Genomic DNA, 19,956 nt, shown 5'->3' on the forward strand with positions numbered 1-19,956 from the left:
AATTAATAGCCAGCATCTTTTAAGACCAAGCGTTGCTTTGCTTCTATATAATCATTAGATATCATTTCATCAATGAGTAGTTCAAGATCAAATTCAGGTACCCAATTCAAATCTTTTGCTGCTTTAGACGAATCCCCACATAAAGTATCAACTTCCGATGGTCTAAAATATTTAGCGCTCACTTTTACAATTACGTCTCCTTTACTTATGAAGGGGGCTATTTTTTTATCTACCCCTACAACTTTACCTTCCTCTTTAATCCCTTTATTTACAAACTCCAACTCCAATCCAATTTTTTTTGCGCTCGCAACAATAAAATCTCTTACACTATATTGTTTACCAGTTGATATTACATAATCAACAGGTTTTTCTTGTTGAAGCATAAGCCATTGCATCCGGACATAATCTTTTGCATGACCCCAGTCTCTTTTTGCATCTAAATTACCAAGATAGATGCATTTTTCAATTCCAAATGCAATATTCGCTAACCCTCTAGTAATTTTGCGAGTAACAAAAGTCTCCCCTCTTCTTGAGCTCTCATGGTTAAATAAAATTCCATTGGCAATAAACATCTGGTATGACTCTCTATAGTTAACTCCGATCCAATATGCAAAAAGTTTAGATACTGCGTAAGGCGATCTCGGATAAAACGGCGTGGTTTCTTTTTGAGGAGATTCTTGAACAAGGCCAAAAAGTTCAGACGAGGATGCCTGATAAATCTTAACCGAATTCTCCATACTCAGCATTCTTACAGCTTCGAATATCCTTAGCGGACCTAAAGCATTTACATTAGCAGTATATTCTGGAACCTCAAAAGAAACTGCTACATGGCTTTGCGCACCCAGGTTATAAATTTCGTCAGGACAAACTTTCCTTATAATGTCCACGCAAGATAAGCTGTCAGTAAGGTCTCCGTAGTGCAGAATAAAATTTTCACTTGCAGGTCCCTCAATGAGATGGTCAATTCTTTTTGTATTGAAAGAGCTTGATCTTCTTTTGATACCGTGGACTAAATAATTTTTTTTTAGAAGAAATTCAGCCAAATAAGAACCATCCTGCCCAGAAATTCCAGTTATGAGTGCAACTTTTTTCTTCATATAAAACCACTTTCTTTTAGATAAGATTTGTAGGTCATAATTAATCCATCTTCCAGATTAACCCTAGGATTCCAGCCTAAAGATTTTATTAATCTAGAGTCCAAGAGCTTCCTCTCTGTACCATTCGGCATCTTACTATTAAAAACAATTTTTCCTTCATAACCAACTATTTTTTTTATGATATTTGCTAAACTAACGATATCGATGTCTTCACCATAACCGACATTTATATGTGATTGATTTGGAGAAATAAACGTGTTGAATTCTTTTTTTTCTATATCCATTAATTTAAGTGATGCCTCAGCTAAATCATCTACATATAAAAACTCTCTAAGTGCACTTCCCGAACCCCAAATTGATACTTCTTTCGTACTTTTAATTTTGCTCTCATGAAATCTTTTAATAAGACCTGGAATAACATGTGAATTCTCAGGATGATAATTATCGCCAGGACCATAAAGATTAGTCGGCATAACAGATCTAAAATCAGTACCAAATTGACGATTATAGCTTTCGCACATTTTAATACCCGCTATTTTAGCAATGGCATAAGGCTCATTAGTTTCTTCTAGCTTTCCTTTAAGTAAATCTTCCTCTCTTATAGGTCGGTCAAGATTTGCAGGATAAATACAACTAGAACCAAAAAATAAAAGTTTTTTGACAGAATGCAGCATTGAGAAATGAATTACATTCGATTGAATCATTAAATTTTTATAAATAAAATCAGCAGGAAAAGTGTTGTTAGCGTATATACCACCTACAAGAGCAGCACACAAATACACCTCTTCTGGTTTGTGCAAACCTAAAAAATTTTTCACTTGCTGCTGATCCTCCAAGTCTAAATCAGAGCGCCTTACAGTAATAATATTTTTATAGCCTCTCCTTATTAATACTCTATGAATTGATGAACCAACCATTCCTTCATGTCCAGAAATATAAATTGCTTTATTTTTTTTATTATCGTTTTTGTCAGTCATCATGTCTCGATATTTCTACCTATACTATAGATAAACAAGATTGAATTTCCATAACTTATTTATCCCATTAAAAAGTTAAGAATATATATATATTCTCAAATAAATTTAGGGTTTTTGTTTGTAAAATTTGCTTGAAAAGAAGCCATATAGGTTACCCAAAAAAAAAGAAAAAAAATTATCGAATAAAATTTCATAAATATTTATATCAATTTTATTAATACAATATTAAAAGGACCATGCAGCCTTCTTTCTAGAAAATTTCTTGATGATTAAGATAAGAGACTCTACATTATTACTTATTCTATATTTCTTAACCTCTAATTTTCCGAGAGATATAAGTTCTTTACGCTTGTTTTTATCTCGAAGGAGTAAATTTAAATGCTTGGCCATAGATTTTGGATCCTCGAGGTCCATGAACAGAGCCGCTTTGTTAGCCTGGGTTTTGAACTCAGGAAGATTTGAATATAAAACTGGAGTACCTAAGTAAAATGCTTCTAATGGAGGTATATTTGTCGGCCCGAAATATGTAGGCATTACTAACGCAATGGCTTGTTGATAGATCGATGCTATTTCTGAGTTAGCTACAAATCCAATAAAATGAACCCTAGAAGTCAAATCTAACTTTGCAACCTTTTCTTTTATAAAATTCATATTACCGCGATCGGAACCAGAAAAAATAACACTAATTTTCTTATTGTAATATTTTTCAAGAACTTTAATACCTTCTAAGAGATAGCTATGATTTTTATGGGGCCAAAACTGAGCAGGATAGAAAATATATGGATACTTTACATTAAATTTTTTTCTTACATCAATCATTTTTTCTATTTTCACTAAAGCATTCTCACTCAAAATTGCTTTTGAAGGAAAAAGATCAATAATTGCACATCGCTCGGGTTTAACACCATATTGTTCGATTACTTTTTGCTTCCCAATTTCAGATTCAACAATCACAGCAATAGATTTTTTTAAACTTTTTTTATAATAGTTCTCTCTAATTTCAAATTCCTTATGTTCCCGAACCTCTGGAAACTCTGGATGATCAATGTGACATAAATCCCAAACGGTTAAGATAAAATTAATCTCATCTAAATATTCTGAATATCTGCATGGCGAAATAAAATAAATTAAATCAACTTTTCTCTTAATAAAAAAATCTTCAAATTTATTGTAACCAAATAAATATTTGATGGTTTTCGAAATTCTTTTATTGAGAAAGGAATTTCTTATATTAATAATAAATTTATCAAAAAAAGTTATTTTTAATACTTGAGCATCTATTCCGTAATCCGAAAGAATTTCGGCATTTAATTTAGAATTTGTAATTACTTTTACTTTAGCAACTTTATTTGGTATTTTTCTTAAAGCGAATAATATATTTATAGATTGCTGAAATCCTCCACCCGAATGCAATGGCTGATCGAAGAAAACAGCTAACTCTATGGGGCGATGATTATATTTCACGAATTTTTTTCGCAACATAACAAGAACCCCAAGTCTTCTCGGAAAGTTGTTTTGAGGTCATCCACTCAAAATTTTCCATGAGTTTAAATCCGGCTTGTTCTAGAAAATACTCAATTTCACTCTTAAAGTAATAGCGGACACGATGCACCTCATTAAAATCGATATTTTTTTTAGAAATTTTATCGGTAATTCTTATTTTATACTCCACATCAACGACACTCTCTCTTTGGAGTAAGTTTGGATAAGCAACTCTAGTTAATTTAAAATCTTTTTGTTTTATATGTTTATATTTTATTTTTGGCGGGTGGCTAAGAACGGCAGGACCATACCAACAGTCAAATATAAAGAAACTATTCTTCTTTAGGTTGATGTTTGCGGTTTTGAACGTATCTAAAAGATCGTAGTAATTTAACTGGTAGCTTATGACATGAAAAAGAGAAATTACAGCATCAAATAACATAAGACTTCGAAATTTTCTGACGTCACCAATCTCGAAATTGAGCTTAAGGGTTTTTTGTTTTTTGGCCAAACGCACCATATCTTTGCTTATATCTATTCCATGAACTGAATAATTTAATTTTGATAATTCAACAGCATGCTTTCCAGTTCCACAACCCAATTCGAGAATATTTGCTTTTGTTTTCACTTTTAGCTTCATTAAAATCGCATTGAGATAATTTACTTCTTTTTTGTAATCTTTGTGGCTATATATCAAATCATAATAGTCTGCATATTTCTTAAACAAGAAGCTCAATTAAAGATCTCCCAGGCTGCATCTGCAACAATTTCAATTTCGTTATCAGTTATGCCTAATCCACTTGGAATATAAAAACCATGCTTGTAAAGACTTTCTGAATTAGGGAATGTTTCATTTCTAAAGAATCCTTTTTTCTTCAAAACTGGCTGCATATGCATGGGATAGAAAAAAGGTCTACATCCAATGTTTTTGGCAAAAAACTTTTTAATTGCTGTTTCAGCAGTCATTGGATTTGCTCTTTCAATTACTAAGCTAAATACCCAATAAATATTTTCAGCAATTTCATTTTTTTTTACTGGGAGCTGTATATTGGGTAAGCCATTAAGCAGCTTATTATATCTTTTCCCTATGTCTCTTTTACGCTTAATAAATTCCTCAATTCTCTCTAGCTGGGCCACACCAACAGCTGCTTGGATATTTGTCATTCTCATATTCCAACCCAAGCGATTATGAACAAATCTTTTTTTTGGGTTAAAACATAAATTTCTTAAGCCTTTACATGTGTCAGCAAGGGCCTTATTATTGACAGCAACCATTCCACCCTCTCCAGTGGTAATGTGCTTATTTGAGTAAAAACTAAAAGTACTAATGTCTCCGAAGCTTCCACATGGCTTACCTTTATAATCTTGTCCAAGAACCTCGGAAGCGTCTTCAATAATAAAAAGATTGAATTTTTTAGCTAATCTTAAGACTGGATCCATATCTACTGGCATTCCATATATGTGAACTACCATTATAGCTTTAGTCTTTTTTGTAATCTTTTTCTCAATCTCCTCAACATTCATATTGAAGGTAAATGGATCGCAGTCGAGCAAAATAGGAACAGCAGAGCATCTAATAATTTGATTTATGCATGAAATTATTGTAAACGATGGCATTATTACCTCATCCCCAGCACTTATTCCCAATGCTTCAATTGCTAAATCCAGAGCGGCTGTGCCATTAGAAACTGAAATGGCATATTTTTTTTCTATTTTCTTGGCAAACATTAACTCGAAACGCTCAACAAAGGGGCCTTCAGAAGAGATCCATCCCGAATCAATACATTCATTAAGGTACTTTTTCTCATTGCCATTTAATAAAGGTCTATTTACAGGGATAAAAATAAGTTACTCCTTTAGAATAATTATCGTGTAGCTCAGCTGTATTATAATTAACAAGTAGAGTTTTTGCGCAAATTTAGATCAAATCAAGGTTGGAAATCAAGGGGGGGTGCAGTACATTTAAAATATGATTTTTTCTTTTAATATTTGATTTATCTAAATTTCTGTAAATTGAAGATAAATACTCGTAAAGGACTTCTGAATCAGTTACCTTAGTAACGTTTTTGCTATAAAAATCGAATTCATTTTCGTAATCCACCTGAATGCTCACCTTACCAAAAATTGATCCCTCCTCTAAAAGCGAAGTAAATTTAGAAATAATGCAATCTGAAAAATTCAAGATATCATAAGGATCAATATGGTCTTCGAAAAAAAAGAAATTATTTAATTTTTGTTTATTCAAATAATTAAATAAAAAATCAGTTCTGGATGGGCGTTTTTTTAAAATTACACATACGTCTTGATGTTGAGATAGAAACCTAACTAATGTAATAAAAGTTCTATTAAAATCATTGTAAGAATAAAATCCTTTTAAAATCTCATTGGTAACAAAAAAAATTTTCATCTTAAAATTTTTTATGCGAGAAAAAACTAAATTTTTATCCAGTTCTAACGATTTACTAAGGGCGCTATTTCCCAACATTTTTTTCTCAATCAACGATCTCATTATGGAACCTAAAATAATAGTTTTCTTGCTACCTCTAACATTAATTAAGTATTTATGATGATATCGATTGTTAGCAAGATTTAATACATTAAATTTTTCATTTATTCTCCTAATTTCACTAAGTGGATATATAAAATCAAAATTAACATTAAAATCATAATTCATAAAAAATATTGTATCTTTATAAATTTTAGATGACAAATCGAAAGTGATCTGACCATAGTTAAGTGACTGAGTGGAAGGCCTAACAAAATTGAAAACATTTTTAGTGTATAGTTTGGCAAGAGCCATCCTGAATAACATGTGAGAAAAAAGATTCATATGAACGCTAAAAATGATTTCTTTCTTTACAATATCCTTAATATTTTCTGGTAATGCAATATCGCTAACAAAAAAATTTAAATTCGTATAAACAAAATGAAATAATTTTATTTTTTGTTTAAAAGCGCCTATTAGGTTTGTGAGTGATACGTCATTGATTAAGTAATATTGGTGATCATAATTTGAATAAATATTAAATTTTTCTCTAGGATTCCAAATTATTATCAGTGCATTGCGCTTGCCAAATTTAAGTGCTTTCGACAATGCAATTGAGGGGCGAAAATGCTTCTCTAAAACACTATTTTGATGAATAGCAACATCGTATTTAGCTAAACTATAAGCATGAGATCCTACATAAAGAATTTTTCGATATATAAAAAATAAAATTAATCTAAAATCATAAAAATATAATTTCATTTTTTTCTTAATTTTATTCAGTAAGTTCAAGAAATGGAATTTTTTGAACCTGATTGCTATTTTTGCGTCAGTACAATAATTAATTACAGACTCAACTTCAACAATATCAAGGGAATCAAGCACAACAGTATCAAAATTATATTTAGTATGTAATTTTTTTAAATAGTTAAAGTCAAAAAAATAATTTTGAATTTTACTTAAAAAATTATCACCTTCTGCGTGACCTTCAATTTTAAGAAAAAAATAATATATTGAATTAAGTTTACAAAAAGACCTTATCTTTTCATTGATCAATTTATATACTACATTTGTCTGCTTTTGAGACTTATTTAAGCTATCTGCGTGTTCGCCATAAATTAGACATTTGCCTTTATTTACTTGCTTAGAAAATAACAAATTATTTGTAAGGAAGACAGCTGTATGGCTGTCGTAATCGAGAATTTTATTTATATTATTCGTAATGAATAATGTTTCATATTTCGAGCCTAATAAAGGTTTTTTTAAGGCCATTTTTAAAAATCCAGCTTTTTGTTATGCAATCTAATAAAAATTAAAATCTTTCTTTATCCATATCATCATTATAGGGTCCTTGTTTTACCTCGATAATCTCTGTATCTTCAAGCATTTCAAATCCATGCCCTCCTCGAGCCAGAAGTAGAACATCGCCTGCACTAAGAACTAAGGAGTCAAAAAAAATTTTATCCTCAGTATAGAAATTAACTTTGACTTTGCCAGATTTTATAAATAATGTTTCCTGTGTAAGCAATATTTCTCTTTTTGTGATTTTATGAATATGAGGAGGAATAACATAGCCTTTTTTTCTATTCATGTAACCTAACTGCTGCGAGTAATTTTTAGGTGTAAAAAAAGCAATATCGTTGCTTTTGTAATCGCTTCTTAATATAATTGCGTAAGTTGTTGAGTTATAGTTAATAAAATTAATATTAGGGATTTTTGACATTTTGACCCTTTCGTAAGAACTTAATTAATTACTTTTTTTAGATACTATCATTTATTTGATAGTCCACCATTTATTTATTATTAAGTATCAAGGAAAAAATAATGAAAATTATAGTTCTTGGAGGAGATGGATTTTGCGGCTGGCCAACTTCTTTGCACCTTTCAAATTTGGGGCATGAAATAACAATTATTGACAATCTTTCTAGAAGAAAAATTGATATAGATTTAGAAACAAATTCCTTAACTCCGATTAAACCAATTCATAGGAGAATAAAAACCTGGGAAGAAATGACTTCTAAAAAAATTAATTTTTTAAATATTAATGTTGCAACAGATTATGAATTAATTAAAAAAGCGATCGCAGACGTCAGCCCTAATGCAATAATTCATTTTGCTGAACAACGCTCAGCACCTTATTCAATGATATCAGCAACAACAAAGAGATATACCGTCAATAATAATGTGAATGCAACACACAATATCTTAGCTGCTATAAGCGAACTTAAAAAAGATATTCATCTAATTCACCTTGGCACAATGGGCGTTTATGGCTACGGTCAAACTGGAGAGAATCCAATCCCTGAGGGATATTTAGAAATTAAAATTGATCAACCTGATGGAAGTCAGGTCAGCAAAGAAATTCTTTATCCTGCGGCGCCTGGGAGCATTTATCATACAACAAAAACACTCGATGCACTTCTTTTCTACTTTTACAACAAAAATGATAATTTAAGGATCACTGATCTTCATCAAGGCATCGTGTGGGGTACAAATACATTCGAAACAAACCTCCATGAAGATTTAATTAATAGATTTGATTATGATGGTGATTATGGAACAGTTTTAAATCGTTTTTTAATGCAGTCTGCAATAAATCACCCACTAACCGTTCATGGTTCGGGCAATCAAACAAGAGCCTTTATTCACATTCAAGACTCTGTTAAGTGTATAGAAATAGCCTTAAACAACCCTCCTCAGGCGCAAGATAAAGTACAAATTTTTAATCAAATGTCGGAATCTAAAAAGCTGATTGATCTAGCAAATATAGTTTCAAAATTGACAGGCGCAGAAATTTTACTATTAAACAACCCAAGAAACGAAGCTGACTGCAACGAATTAAATGTGATAAATACTAAATTTATTGGTTATGGGCTGTCCCCACTTAAATTGAGCGAAAATTTGATGTACGAAGTTACTGAAATTACTAAAAAATTTACCCACAGAATAAACAAAGATAAGATTTTAGCAAAAGCTAAATGGTAATAAGAACTATTCCGGTTTTATTTTTTTGCTTTAACAGACCATACCACGCTCAAAAGTGCCTAAAATCCCTCAAAAAAAATTATAAATCTCATGAAATTACACTGTACATATTTATAGATGGGCCCAGAAATAGCGATGACCAAAAAAAATTATTAAAAATGGAAAAATTAGCTTTAGGGCAAACCTGGTGTAAAGCCCTATATATAAAAAAGCAAAAAGAAAATATAGGATGCGCTAAGTCCGTTATAAAGGAAACGTCATCAATTTTAAAAAAATATAAAGCTGCAATAATTTTAGAAGATGATAATTATCTAAGTCCATACTTCTATGACTATTTAACAACAGCCCTAAGGATGTATGCTGAAGACATAAGAGTAATGGAAATAAGTGGTTACAGATATCCCTGTGCCACCAAAGATAAAAGTTCATTGTTTATAAATGGCTCTGCTGGGTGGGGTTGGGGAACATGGGCGCGAGCATGGTCTAAATATGAAATGAATGGAATAATGTTAAAAAACAAGATTCTTAAAGATAAAAATTATATTAACAATTTTACTTACGGGAAAACTCTTAATGCAATTGAATTGCTTGATAAACAAATAAATAAAGAAATTGGGGGTTGGGATATATTATGGCATGGAACAATAGTGATAAATAATGGGCTGACTTTAATACCAGCAAAATCATTAGTTAGAAATATAGGACACGACGGATCGGGTACAAATTCAGGGATAACAAAAAAGTGGGATGTTAAGCTAAGCAAAAATAAAATTGAAGATTACCCAGACACAATTTCACCTAACGAAACCTTTCAAATAGCTTTAAAAAAATACTTTTACACTACAAATCGATCATTTAAACATTACATTCTAAATCAAATAACAAGAATATCTAAAAATTGGCAAAGATCGCTATAATAGGCGCAGGCATTTATGGCTCAACGATTGCTATATCGCTAGCAAAACAAGGGATGTATGTTGATCTTTTTGACCCAAATGGCGTTTTAAATCAAACATCATCAATTAACCAATTTAGAGTTCATGCAGGTTATCATTATCCTAGAAGCACTGAAACAATAGACGAAATTCAAAGCTCAAGAATATCTTTTAAAAAAATTTATAAAAATGCAATCTTTAAAGCAAAAAAACATATATACGCAATCCCATTTAAAGACACCAAAATAAACTGTACCCAATACGAACAAATATTAAATGATCACAATTTAAGTTACAAAATAATTAAATCGAGAATTTTTGATAAAGCAAAAATTGAGCAAGCATATGAGGTTGAAGAAGAGCTCTACGATCCAGATCTTCTCAGAAAAATCATCTCGCATAAAATAAATAAATTTAATATAAATCTAAAGTATCAAAAATATAAAGATGACTTCAAAAACGATTATGATTTCATAGTATGGTGTACATATGGATTTAACTATCCGGATAAAAAATTAAATATAAAATATTCACTAGTGGAAAAATGTTATTTTAAGCCCCCAAGCAATTTAGAGGGTTTGTCTGTAGTAATTATTGACGGGCCATTTACGGCTTTTGACACAACAATTAATAATAAAGTTTGTATTTTTGGATCTGCAAAATATACAAATATAAAATCTTTTTCTATGCTACCAAGCAATTATGAATTAAAAAAATATCGAGATTACTTGAATAAGCCTTTTCTAATAAAATCAGAAAAATCAAATTTTCAAATCCTAAAAGAGCATGGATCAGAATTTATCCCGAAATTGAGGAATGCAGAATATTTAGGATCTAAATTTACATTTAGAGTTACAGAAAATAACCCTAATAAAGATAATCGAATTCTACATATAGATAAATGCAATAATGAAATTTATGTGTTCTCTGGGAAAATTGTATCCTGCATTAAAGCAGCTAATGAAATCAAAAAACTTTTACTATAAATCATGGAAACATATAAATACGCCATTATTGGTCACGGAAACTGGGGATTAAAAGTAAGAAATTGTCTTTTAAAAATGGGAAGAGATGTTGCATTTTTAAAAAAAACAAGAATTAACGTAAATGAGGAAATAAAAAATTTTCAAGAAAGAATGGAAGATAAATTCTCAAAAACCTCAGCAAATGTCATTTGGCTTTGCACTCCACCATCAGACATAAGAGATGTGTTAATAATTGCAGCAATTAAAAATAATAAAAAAATAATTGTTGAAAAGCCGTGGGTAACGAACAAAATAAGATCTCATCACATAACAAAATTATGCAAAGAAAATAAAATTAATATATTTTTAACTCTACAATATTTGTTTATTAAAAAATTTTCACAGGTAAATTTAAATAGATTTAATAAAAAAAAATACTATTTTGAGGGAACATTCAATACAAAAAAAGAAAACCCAAGGATTGATGCAAAGTTAAACCTTGGTTTTCATTTAATTTCTATTCATCAGAATTTTTTTAAAAATACAAAAATTAGAAAGATTAATACTTCGTATAATTCAATTAATCAAAGATCAATTAAAATTTATTCAAAAAATGAATTAATTTTTGAGTGTGACTTCACTAAAAATAAAGAACCTATTCTTGAAAGATATATTTTACATTTTGAAGATGAGTCAAAAAAATTAATTTTAAACATAGAATTTTATTCTAGGATATACAAATTAATTAATCAACTGCATGCGAAAGAATCGTCAATGGTAAAATTATTGTAAGATCTTTGTGTGCAAATAAAAATTTATAGAATACAAATTAAATACAAATAGCCCCAATAAATTACAATTCCTCTATTATTTCTAGTAAATAGCTATCTAAAAACTATAATGAAATTTATAAACTTCGCTCGCACATAAAGCAAAGTAGTAAAAGCAAAGTAAAATAATACAAGGCTTGTATTATTGCTATTAAGTCGAAGTAAAATCGAAATAACAAATTACTTCAAAGCAGAAAATAACTTGAGAATTATTTTAGAAAGGCCAAAAAAAAGTTTTTCTTAAATTAGAAAAAAATAATTTAAAAAAAATATTATCATTAATTTAGTCCGATTTTGTAGCCAAAGATTTTTACAGTTTAGGGTATAAAGCATTCCTAAGAATAAAAAGTCTGAGAAATAAGCCCATCAATACGAACTGAAAAATTCTTAATGGCGAAAATATTGGCAGATCCTGATAGAATAAGAAAAAAATAACAAAAATAATGGCACCATTTACCTTAAAAAATCTTTTATTTAAAAGGTAAAATATAACTATTACACTTATGGCTCCAATGTATCCTGCTTCGACAAATAACTGCAATATATAAAAATTTAAAACATATAGTACGTTGCTATTATCGGTAAGTAAATTTACTTTATGCATTGAAGTGTACACAGATAAGTTATTAAATCCTATACCAAAAGAATTATTTGCTAACACATCAAGTCCAGTAAAGATTTTATAGGCTCTATATTTAAGACTCGCGTCTAAAGTATGGTCAGATATTGAAACAAAAAGATTTAAAGAATGTTTAAGTCTATCCATCGAAATCAAAATAAAAGGAAGTAATAAAACAGAAAATAGGTATTTATATATAATTTTTACTCGTAAGTTATACAATTCAAATAAAATAAAAGAAATTAAGAAAATATTAACATATAAGGATCTAGCTATTATTATCCCAAATATTAAAATTAAAAAAAATAAGAATTGTGATTTCCTTTGGATTTTTATTACACCTTTTTTTACTAGCGAATAGTTTAGCAAAAAAATTACAGTTAAAATAAAAGCAAAGTGTGAAGGCTCTTTGAAAATTGAAGTTGCCCTATATATACCGTCATCATAATGAATTGCAGAGTAACCAATCAAACTAGGATTATTAAAAAAAAGAATTGCCCCATAGCTGCAGGAGGGTGATCTACATCCAGTATTGAATATAATAAACTGATAAATGCCATAAAAAACTAGAATAATTGCAACTGAATTTATGAATTTAAATTGATTCAGGGCTTCTCGCACATTTAACTTGTCATAGATTTTTTCTATTGATGCCAAAATAAAAATCATCAATAATAGTTGTAGCAATCCTTTCAAGTGCAAGGAAAGTGAAAAAAAATCGCTATAAAAAAAACCTACTGAGCTGAAAAGAAAAATGATAAAAGATTTTAAACCTAAGCTAAAAAATTCCTTTTTTGATACATGAATTAAAGATAAAGAGATGAGTAATATTTGACCGAGCGTGTCCAATCTAAGTATTGAAGGCGGATATATGTCTTTTGGATTTTCAACTAAAGATACTCCATTAAAGAATTCACTGAATATTACGTGGCCATTATTAAATGACAAAATACTAATTCCTGGAAATAGTAAAGTTAGCAATGAAATACTAATTAATATATTTACCACCCTAGAATTGAGTTTTCTTTTCAAGGCACCTAAAATATTTATACTCATATTTAACAATTCTTAATAGTCTGCTTCAAGGTATTAAATCTTTCACTTCATCTGAAGGGAATTGAATGAGTCAATGCACATTTCTTCTAAGCTTCGAGAAGACTTCCAGCCCAATAGCTTTAAAGCTTTTTCAGCACTTGCGTAAACAATAGCAAGATCGCCTTTACGACGCCCTGAAAACTTAGTGGGAATTTTTGTGCCTGTAGAATAAGCAAATGTTTTAACTAGCTCAAGAATTGATATTCCAAATCCTGTGCCCAAATTAATAGCCACATAACCATTATTTGCTTGAGAGTAGTTTAGCGCGGCTAAATGCCCTTCGGCTAAATCAGAAACGTGAACAAAATCTCGAATACATGTTCCGTCATTAGTTGGATAATCGCTGCCATAAATTTCAAGGTAATCTCTTTTTGCTCTTGCAACACTTAAAATCAAAGGCATAATGTTTGTGGCGGGAGTTCTTGGGTTTTCTCCCAAAAGCCTGGATCTATGGGCCCCGATAGGATTAAAATATCTCAGAGAAACAATACTCCAATTTGAGTTTGCATGCGAAATATCAAAGCATATGTCTTCAATAATTGATTTAGACTTAGAGTAAACATTGCTGGGGTTTTTTTTAAAGTTTTCGAACAACGGAGAATTTTCTTCTTCGCCGTAAACTGAAGCTGAGGAAGAAAAAATTAGATTACTAACACCAAATTCAGACATCACATGCAGTAAATTAGTCGTAGAATTTAAATTATGATAATAGTATTTTAATGGATCATAAAATGACTCAGTAATTGATTTTAACCCAGCGAGATGAATAACAGAAGATACGTTATTTTCAATAAATATATTTCTGACCATGCCAACATCCAATAAACTAGACTGATAAAACTTAGGAACAGTCCCTGAAATTTTCGAAATAGAAATTAGCACCTCTTTTTTACTGTTTGATAAATCATCTAAAATAATAATATCGTGACCTTTTTCTATTAATGTCACGCTCACATGGCTTCCAATATATCCAAGCCCTCCTGTGACAAGAATGCTCATACTAATTTCCTAAAATACATAGTAAAAAACAAAATTGATATGCAAGAGCTTACAATAATACTAATTTCAAAATCATAAAAATTAATCATTAAAAACTTTACAGAAAAAATTAAAATGCTAAAAAATAAAATTGGCAACGAATTTCTCAGAATTAAAGTTGAAGCGCCATGAACAACAATAAAATAGAGTGTAATCACCTCTAAAATAGATCTTAAGGCAAAAGCTGAATACATACTATCTGAAATATAATGTTTATCATTTGATAAAATCAAACCTAACGTATTGATAGAAAAATACAAAAAAAAGATCATACAAAGAGTATAAAATACATTAAATGATTTTAAAAAGCTTTTTGTTCTTAGGTACGTAATATTATTGTTAACTTTACTAAAGGCGATTTGCCCCCAAAACTGATTATTTATTAAATAAAGCGGCTGAATAACAATTTGAAAGATTCGCTGGCAAAGATTAAAGCCTACTAGTCCAAATATTCCATAATATTTAATAGCTATAAAATAGTCGCCCGTTATTAGAATCACATAAGCTAAAGTACTCACAAGATAGGGAAATGAATTAACTAAAATTTTCTTTGTAGTTTTAAAATTACTTAAATTCAAGAAATTTCTAAAAAGCTTTTGCCTAAAATTAAATTTGATAAAAAGTATAAGATTAACGAAAATAGGCACAATAAGATTTAATAATAAAAGTAATGTGATATTTAGTTTAAAACTATAAAAATTTGATAAAAATAAAAAAATCATAGTCAAAAGATACCCGCAGATGCTATATATGTGGAGATAATGCATCTTTAATTGACCAAATAGTATCCTTTCAAAACCATTTGTTATCATCGAAAAGGAAGATAGTATGATAAATATTAAGTACGTAGAATTAAAAATTTCAGTGTACATTTCACCCTGACTTGAAATTATTTTTTTTATTAAGTAGGCCTTAAAGCTATATAAAATCAAGAAATAGGAAATGGCTATTACGGCTAAGCAAATAATAATGTTTACTGCCATCTTATCCAAACGGAATCTATTTGCCTTGGTTGAAACATAGTTAGCAAAAAAACTGTTTATTCCAAGATCCGCAAATAAAAATAAACCGGAAAGACCTGTTAAGGTAAGCCAAAAAGAAATTTGCGACTGATCCAAATATTTACTTGATAAATAAATGGACAGAAAAACAGTTATTATCTGAAGTAATTTCGAAAATAAACTTAGGATAATTGAATTATTGTGTTTGCGATTCCATATATGGGTATAAAATATAAATTGCTTAAAATTTTTCATAAAAAAAATGGCCCATCACAATCAATTAAAATTTATTGAACTTACAATAAACGAATTTTTTAGCAATTCCCGCCACCTTAAAATTCTGGAAATTGGATCTTATAATGTAAACGGTATTGATCTAAGAAAATTTTTTCTAAGTCCAAATTATACGGGCTCAGACATAATAGCAGGTCCTAATGTAGATTTGATATGTGCTGGACAAAAAATAAGGCATCCAAAAAATTACTATGACATAACAATGTCTTGCGAGTGCTTTGAGCATAATCCGCATTGGAAATCTACCCTTGCTAATATGATCAGAATGACAAAAAAAAATGGTTTCGTAATATTTACTTGTGCAACAAAAGGTAGAATCGAGCATGGCACTGCAAGATCTTCACCTGAGTCCTCGCCGGGAAATTGGGTAAGAAAAATTGATTATTATAAGAATCTTACAAGCGATGATTTTCCACCTAGCTTACTTAAAGAATTTTCTACTTTTATGTTTTTTTCAAATAACCAATCTTTTGATCTTTATTTTATTGGAATTAAAAAATTTCGAACTAATAAAATTGCAATTCCTGAAGGGCTAATAAAAAAAATAAATTTAATTAAAGAAAAAAAAGGTGTCTTTTTTTACTTATGGAAAGTACCCCTACTTATTGCTTCGAAGACTCTCTCAGAGGAGTCTTACCAAAAATTTGGAATTAGTTGGTATAGGCTTGCATCAAAAATCAAAAGTTTTTTTAGCCTATACTCGTGATAAATAATACCCCCCCTCTTTTAATTCCGGTAATCCTATCTGGCGGAACAGGAAGTAGGCTGTGGCCTCTCTCTCGTGAAGGGCATCCTAAGCCTTTCATTAAGCTATTCGATGGCGAGACTCTTCTTGAAAAAACTTATCGTCGTATAAGTCTGTTAGATCATATACCCAAAATAAATGGCAAACCTTTCGCCCTAACTATTACAAACCGTGAATATTATTTTATCAGTAAGGATGAACTTGAAAAAACTGATCTTAATAGTTTTTTTCTGCTGGAACCAGAGGCTAGAAATACTGCGCCAGCGATCTCAATGGCGGCTCTTTGGATTAGAGAACATTATGGCCAAAATGCCACAATGCTTGTCTTGCCAGCTGATCATATTATTGAAGATCAAAAGAATTTTGCATTAAATGTGTATGAAGCGCTATCACTGTCACATCAGGACCCAGCATATTTTGTTACTTTTGGCATTAAGCCACAATCAGCAGATACAGGTTTCGGTTACATTGAATCAGGAAAGGCTTTGAAAGGCGGATTTGAAGTAGCTCGCTTCTATGAGAAACCTGATACTAAAACAGCAGAAAACTTTATTAGATCAGAACATTTTTATTGGAATTCAGGTATTTTTTGTTTTAATGTAGGTCATTTTTTTGATGAAATGGCAACGCATTCTCCCGTAGTTTTGCAGCATGCTGAAAAGACATGGGATATCTATTCTAAAAGTCCATCAAAAGACCACTCAAAAATTGAAATTCCACTTCCCTCCTTTAAACAATGCCCCAGCATTTCAATTGATTACGCCCTCATGGAAAAATCAAAAAAAGTTGCTGTGATTCCAGCTAATTTCGGATGGAATGATATTGGTTCGTGGTTGAGCTTTTCAAGACTTATCAAACCTGACTCACATGGGAATAGCATGATCGGTGAAAGCTTGATTTTTAAGTCACAAAATACTTTTATTCAATCAAGTCATCGAGTTATTGCTGCCGTAGGAGTAAATAATCTTATTATTGTCGATACTCCTGATGCGCTTCTTGTTATAGACAAAACACATACTCAAGATATAAAACTAGTCACCTCAGAACTAAAACTAACCCATTCGGAAGTTTTACACTCTCACAAAACTATTAAAAGACCTTGGGGTAAATTTACGACACTTCAAAGCGGGCCTTCTTTTAAAATCAAATGTATCGAAGTTAGTCCATTGAAGTCATTAAGTCTTCAATCTCACAAATATAGGAGTGAGCACTGGATAGTCATCGAAGGTGAGGCGGAAGTTATAAATCAAGACAGGACATATAGGATAAAGACAAATGAATCTACATTTATTTCGCAAGGCTCCAAGCATCGATTAATTAATCCATTACCCAATAAAACTTTGAAAATTATAGAAGTACAATCAGGCTCTTATCTTGATGAAGATGATATTGAAAGATTTGATGATCAATATGGGCGAGTCTAATCTGTTCTTTCGTAAAAAATTCAAGATTAATACATTCTGAAATATATTTAATTGCATAAAATACTTACAACTGGGGGCAAGAGTTTCTTTATTTTTTCATAAAAAACTTTGGGCATCCATAATGCTTTACTTAATCACGCATTTAAATCTAGAGTTAATAACAGGCCTTTTTTATTAACAGTGTTTGATAACAATAAAAGGATATAAGCAGCAGATAAAAAAAGATTGCCATTAGAGCAACCTCTTTTACATTTCACTGGGCCTCCCAGAACTCGAATCAGCGGCCAATCGATTAACAATACTTCGTCAAGCTAATTCATAGATAACTACTTTTGCAGGTTAGTTACGATTGTATAAAGTACGCCATAAAAAAACATAAATAAAATAATGGCAATCCAGATGAAAAGAGATTTGGGATATCCCCAGCAAATCGCAATTAAGGGAAATAACCAAAGCAGGCTTAAAGTTGGAGTTACAAGCGCACTAGCCATTTTTTTACAAGCAGGCCGTGATTTGTAAAAATAAAAAAATTTGAGATGAAGATGAGCTGTATCAGGATGATAAATCGAAACGCCCATGATGGTTCGTCGCAACAAACTAAAGATAACTTCTGTTGCAGGGTAAATTAAAATAAGCACTGCACCCCAAGGAGAAATTTCAGGATGACGGCCAAAAAGTATGATTGTGAGAAGGCTAGTTATAAGTCCCAAGCTATAAGCTCCTAAGTCACCTAGAAAAATTTTTCCATTAGGGTAATTAAGGATTAAAAATGGAATTAAAATTAGGACCGTACTAAAGATAGTCGAAAGCATAACCTCGTCACTTGTTTTGTAGCTTAAAAATAAAAGTGCACCTAAGGTAGATAGAACAACAGCTCCACATAAGCCATTGACCCCATCGACGAGGTTCATGCCATTGGCTACAGTTACCATACTTAATATATAAAAAAAACTAAAACCGCCTTGTAAGGCTAGTAATTTACCTATTAAAGGTATATTGGTCAGATTTGGAACTGGGCCGTTAAATTGGGCTATAAATAGCCATCCCGAAAAAAGAAGCGCGAGCAATCTTATTGCAGGCTCTACATTATGGAAAAGATCTTCTTTGACTCCAATGATAATAATAGGAATCAAACATATAAGTATCAATTTAAGAAGTTGAATACTTTCATTGGTGGGGCAATACATCACGAATGATGCGAGTGAAAGAATAAAAACCAGCCCACCTAATCTTGGCGTTTCATTTAAATGAATGCGCTGAATAGCTTGATAAGATTTAAGGCCTAGTTTTTGATAAAACTTTTTATGCCATAGATATATAATTGAAACATTTAAGACTAATGATATACCCATGAATATAAGGACATTAAAATCAAACCACTGCACGACATTAAAATTCATAGAAATAATTTTATCTTAAATGTTATCTATGGTTATCAAGAAAATAATGAGCTCGATTTAAAGTTTTCACCTAAAAGATCTTTGGGAGATAGTTGAATATTCAAATTTTTAGGCCATTTGATATTTAAAGTAGCATCATTCCATAGAATACAACGTTCACTTTCAGGATGATAAAAATCAGTTGTTTTATACAGAAATTCTGAAGTTTCAGACAACGTTAAAAAGCCGTGGGCAAAGCCTTTAGGAATATAAAGCTGCTTTTTATTATCACTTGATAAAATTTCAGCAATATATTGTCCGCATGTGGGAGATGATTCTCTTATATCAACTGCAACATCTAAGACCTCCCCCTCTAACACACGGACCAATTTGCCTTGCGCGTGAGGGGAGAATTGATAATGGAGACCTCGAAGAATACCTCGAAATGATTTTGAGTGATTATCTTGTACAAATGAAACGTTTAGTGAAGTTTCTTTTCTAAAAATATCTGCTCTAAAGCTTTCAAAAAAAAAGCCGCGAGCATCTTCAAACACGCGAGGTTCAATTAAAAAAACATCAGGAATACTTAAAGGAGTGACCTTCAT

18 protein-coding genes and 1 pseudogene are annotated in these 19,956 nt (G+C 30.7%); 7 read left to right on the plus strand and 12 right to left on the minus strand.

The window, feature by feature from the left end:
- Positions 1 to 2: 2 nt before the first annotated feature.
- The 7 genes from gmd to FIT70_RS04290 form a co-directional block, all read right to left on the minus strand.
- Positions 3 to 1,097, minus strand: a complete 1,095-nt coding sequence (gmd, locus tag FIT70_RS04260) for a GDP-mannose 4,6-dehydratase (RefSeq protein ID WP_139930806.1) — start codon at positions 1,095 to 1,097, stop codon at positions 3 to 5.
- Positions 1,094 to 2,077: a GDP-L-fucose synthase family protein gene (locus FIT70_RS04265; RefSeq protein ID WP_223257715.1), complete on the minus strand. Its 984-nt coding sequence runs from the start codon at positions 2,075 to 2,077 to the stop codon at positions 1,094 to 1,096. Before FIT70_RS04265 ends, gmd begins: the two co-directional genes overlap by 4 nt.
- A 222-nt stretch (positions 2,078 to 2,299) precedes the next feature.
- Positions 2,300 to 3,538 (minus strand): glycosyltransferase family 4 protein, encoded by a 1,239-nt coding sequence (locus tag FIT70_RS04270; protein WP_189340837.1) that lies wholly within the window; start codon positions 3,536 to 3,538, stop codon positions 2,300 to 2,302.
- Positions 3,528 to 4,292: a class I SAM-dependent DNA methyltransferase gene (locus tag FIT70_RS04275; protein WP_139930810.1), complete on the minus strand. Its 765-nt coding sequence runs from the start codon at positions 4,290 to 4,292 to the stop codon at positions 3,528 to 3,530. Before FIT70_RS04275 ends, FIT70_RS04270 begins: the two co-directional genes overlap by 11 nt.
- The gene (locus FIT70_RS04280; protein ID WP_139930812.1) at positions 4,289 to 5,401 is read right to left on the minus strand and encodes a DegT/DnrJ/EryC1/StrS family aminotransferase; all 1,113 of its coding nucleotides are present in this window, start codon (positions 5,399 to 5,401) and stop codon (positions 4,289 to 4,291) included. The genes FIT70_RS04275 and FIT70_RS04280 overlap by 4 nt, the downstream gene beginning before the upstream one ends.
- A gap of 73 nt (positions 5,402 to 5,474) precedes the next feature.
- Positions 5,475 to 7,313 carry a hypothetical protein gene (locus tag FIT70_RS04285; protein WP_139930814.1) on the minus strand — a complete coding sequence of 613 codons (1,839 nt, stop codon included), beginning with the start codon at positions 7,311 to 7,313 and terminating at the stop codon, positions 5,475 to 5,477.
- A 40-nt stretch (positions 7,314 to 7,353) separates the two neighbouring features.
- Positions 7,354 to 7,764, minus strand: coding sequence for a cupin domain-containing protein (locus tag FIT70_RS04290; protein ID WP_139930815.1), 411 nt, complete (start codon positions 7,762 to 7,764; stop codon positions 7,354 to 7,356).
- A gap of 101 nt (positions 7,765 to 7,865) precedes the next feature.
- Between FIT70_RS04290 and FIT70_RS04295 the strand changes: the two genes are divergently transcribed.
- The 4 genes from FIT70_RS04295 (at position 7,866) to FIT70_RS04310 (ending at position 11,718) form a co-directional block, all read left to right on the plus strand.
- On the plus strand, positions 7,866 to 9,026 hold the full coding sequence (locus tag FIT70_RS04295; protein WP_139930817.1) for an NAD-dependent epimerase/dehydratase family protein: 1,161 nt from the start codon (positions 7,866 to 7,868) through the stop codon (positions 9,024 to 9,026).
- Positions 9,027 to 9,184: 158 nt separating this feature from the next.
- Positions 9,185 to 9,943, plus strand: coding sequence for a hypothetical protein (locus FIT70_RS04300; protein ID WP_139930819.1), 759 nt, complete (start codon positions 9,185 to 9,187; stop codon positions 9,941 to 9,943).
- Positions 9,925 to 10,947, plus strand: coding sequence for an FAD-dependent oxidoreductase (locus tag FIT70_RS04305; RefSeq protein WP_139930821.1), 1,023 nt, complete (start codon positions 9,925 to 9,927; stop codon positions 10,945 to 10,947). Before FIT70_RS04300 ends, FIT70_RS04305 begins: the two co-directional genes overlap by 19 nt.
- Positions 10,948 to 10,950: 3 nt before the next feature.
- Positions 10,951 to 11,718, plus strand: a complete 768-nt coding sequence (locus FIT70_RS04310) for a Gfo/Idh/MocA family oxidoreductase (RefSeq protein WP_139930823.1) — start codon at positions 10,951 to 10,953, stop codon at positions 11,716 to 11,718.
- Positions 11,719 to 12,066: 348 nt separating this feature from the next.
- Here the strand turns inward: FIT70_RS04310 and FIT70_RS04315 are convergent, their stop codons facing one another.
- Genes FIT70_RS04315 through FIT70_RS04325 form a run of 3 tightly spaced genes read right to left on the minus strand, consistent with a single transcriptional unit; the run spans position 12,067 to position 15,626 of the window.
- Positions 12,067 to 13,431 carry a hypothetical protein gene (locus FIT70_RS04315; protein ID WP_139930825.1) on the minus strand — a complete coding sequence of 455 codons (1,365 nt, stop codon included), beginning with the start codon at positions 13,429 to 13,431 and terminating at the stop codon, positions 12,067 to 12,069.
- A gap of 42 nt (positions 13,432 to 13,473) precedes the next feature.
- On the minus strand, positions 13,474 to 14,469 hold the full coding sequence (gene galE, locus FIT70_RS04320) for a UDP-glucose 4-epimerase GalE (protein ID WP_139930827.1): 996 nt from the start codon (positions 14,467 to 14,469) through the stop codon (positions 13,474 to 13,476).
- Positions 14,466 to 15,626, minus strand: coding sequence for an MATE family efflux transporter (locus FIT70_RS04325; RefSeq protein WP_139930829.1), 1,161 nt, complete (start codon positions 15,624 to 15,626; stop codon positions 14,466 to 14,468). Before FIT70_RS04325 ends, galE begins: the two co-directional genes overlap by 4 nt.
- Positions 15,627 to 15,771: 145 nt before the next feature.
- On the opposite strand from FIT70_RS04325, the pseudogene FIT70_RS06965 reads away from it, so the two are divergent.
- The 3 genes and pseudogenes from FIT70_RS06965 to FIT70_RS04335 all read left to right on the plus strand — a co-directional run.
- Positions 15,772 to 16,038, plus strand: a pseudogene (locus FIT70_RS06965) (hypothetical protein); the annotation flags it as partial.
- Between the two features lie 21 nt (positions 16,039 to 16,059).
- Positions 16,060 to 16,509, plus strand: a complete 450-nt coding sequence (locus FIT70_RS06970; RefSeq protein WP_420897697.1) for a hypothetical protein — start codon at positions 16,060 to 16,062, stop codon at positions 16,507 to 16,509.
- Entirely contained in the window at positions 16,506 to 17,972 is a 1,467-nt protein-coding gene (locus FIT70_RS04335; protein ID WP_223257716.1) for a mannose-1-phosphate guanylyltransferase/mannose-6-phosphate isomerase, read from the plus strand. Before FIT70_RS06970 ends, FIT70_RS04335 begins: the two co-directional genes overlap by 4 nt.
- A 326-nt stretch (positions 17,973 to 18,298) precedes the next feature.
- On the opposite strand, the gene FIT70_RS04340 is transcribed toward FIT70_RS04335, so the two are convergent.
- Together FIT70_RS04340 and rfbC are read right to left on the minus strand one after the other, a co-directional pair.
- Entirely contained in the window at positions 18,299 to 19,372 is a 1,074-nt protein-coding gene (locus FIT70_RS04340) for an MraY family glycosyltransferase (RefSeq protein ID WP_139930833.1), read from the minus strand.
- A 35-nt stretch (positions 19,373 to 19,407) separates the two neighbouring features.
- Positions 19,408 to 19,956 (minus strand): dTDP-4-dehydrorhamnose 3,5-epimerase, encoded by a 549-nt coding sequence (gene rfbC, locus FIT70_RS04345; protein WP_139930835.1) that lies wholly within the window; start codon positions 19,954 to 19,956, stop codon positions 19,408 to 19,410.

Source organism: Candidatus Methylopumilus universalis (assembly GCF_006364435.1).
Classification (GTDB): domain Bacteria; phylum Pseudomonadota; class Gammaproteobacteria; order Burkholderiales; family Methylophilaceae; genus Methylopumilus; species Methylopumilus universalis.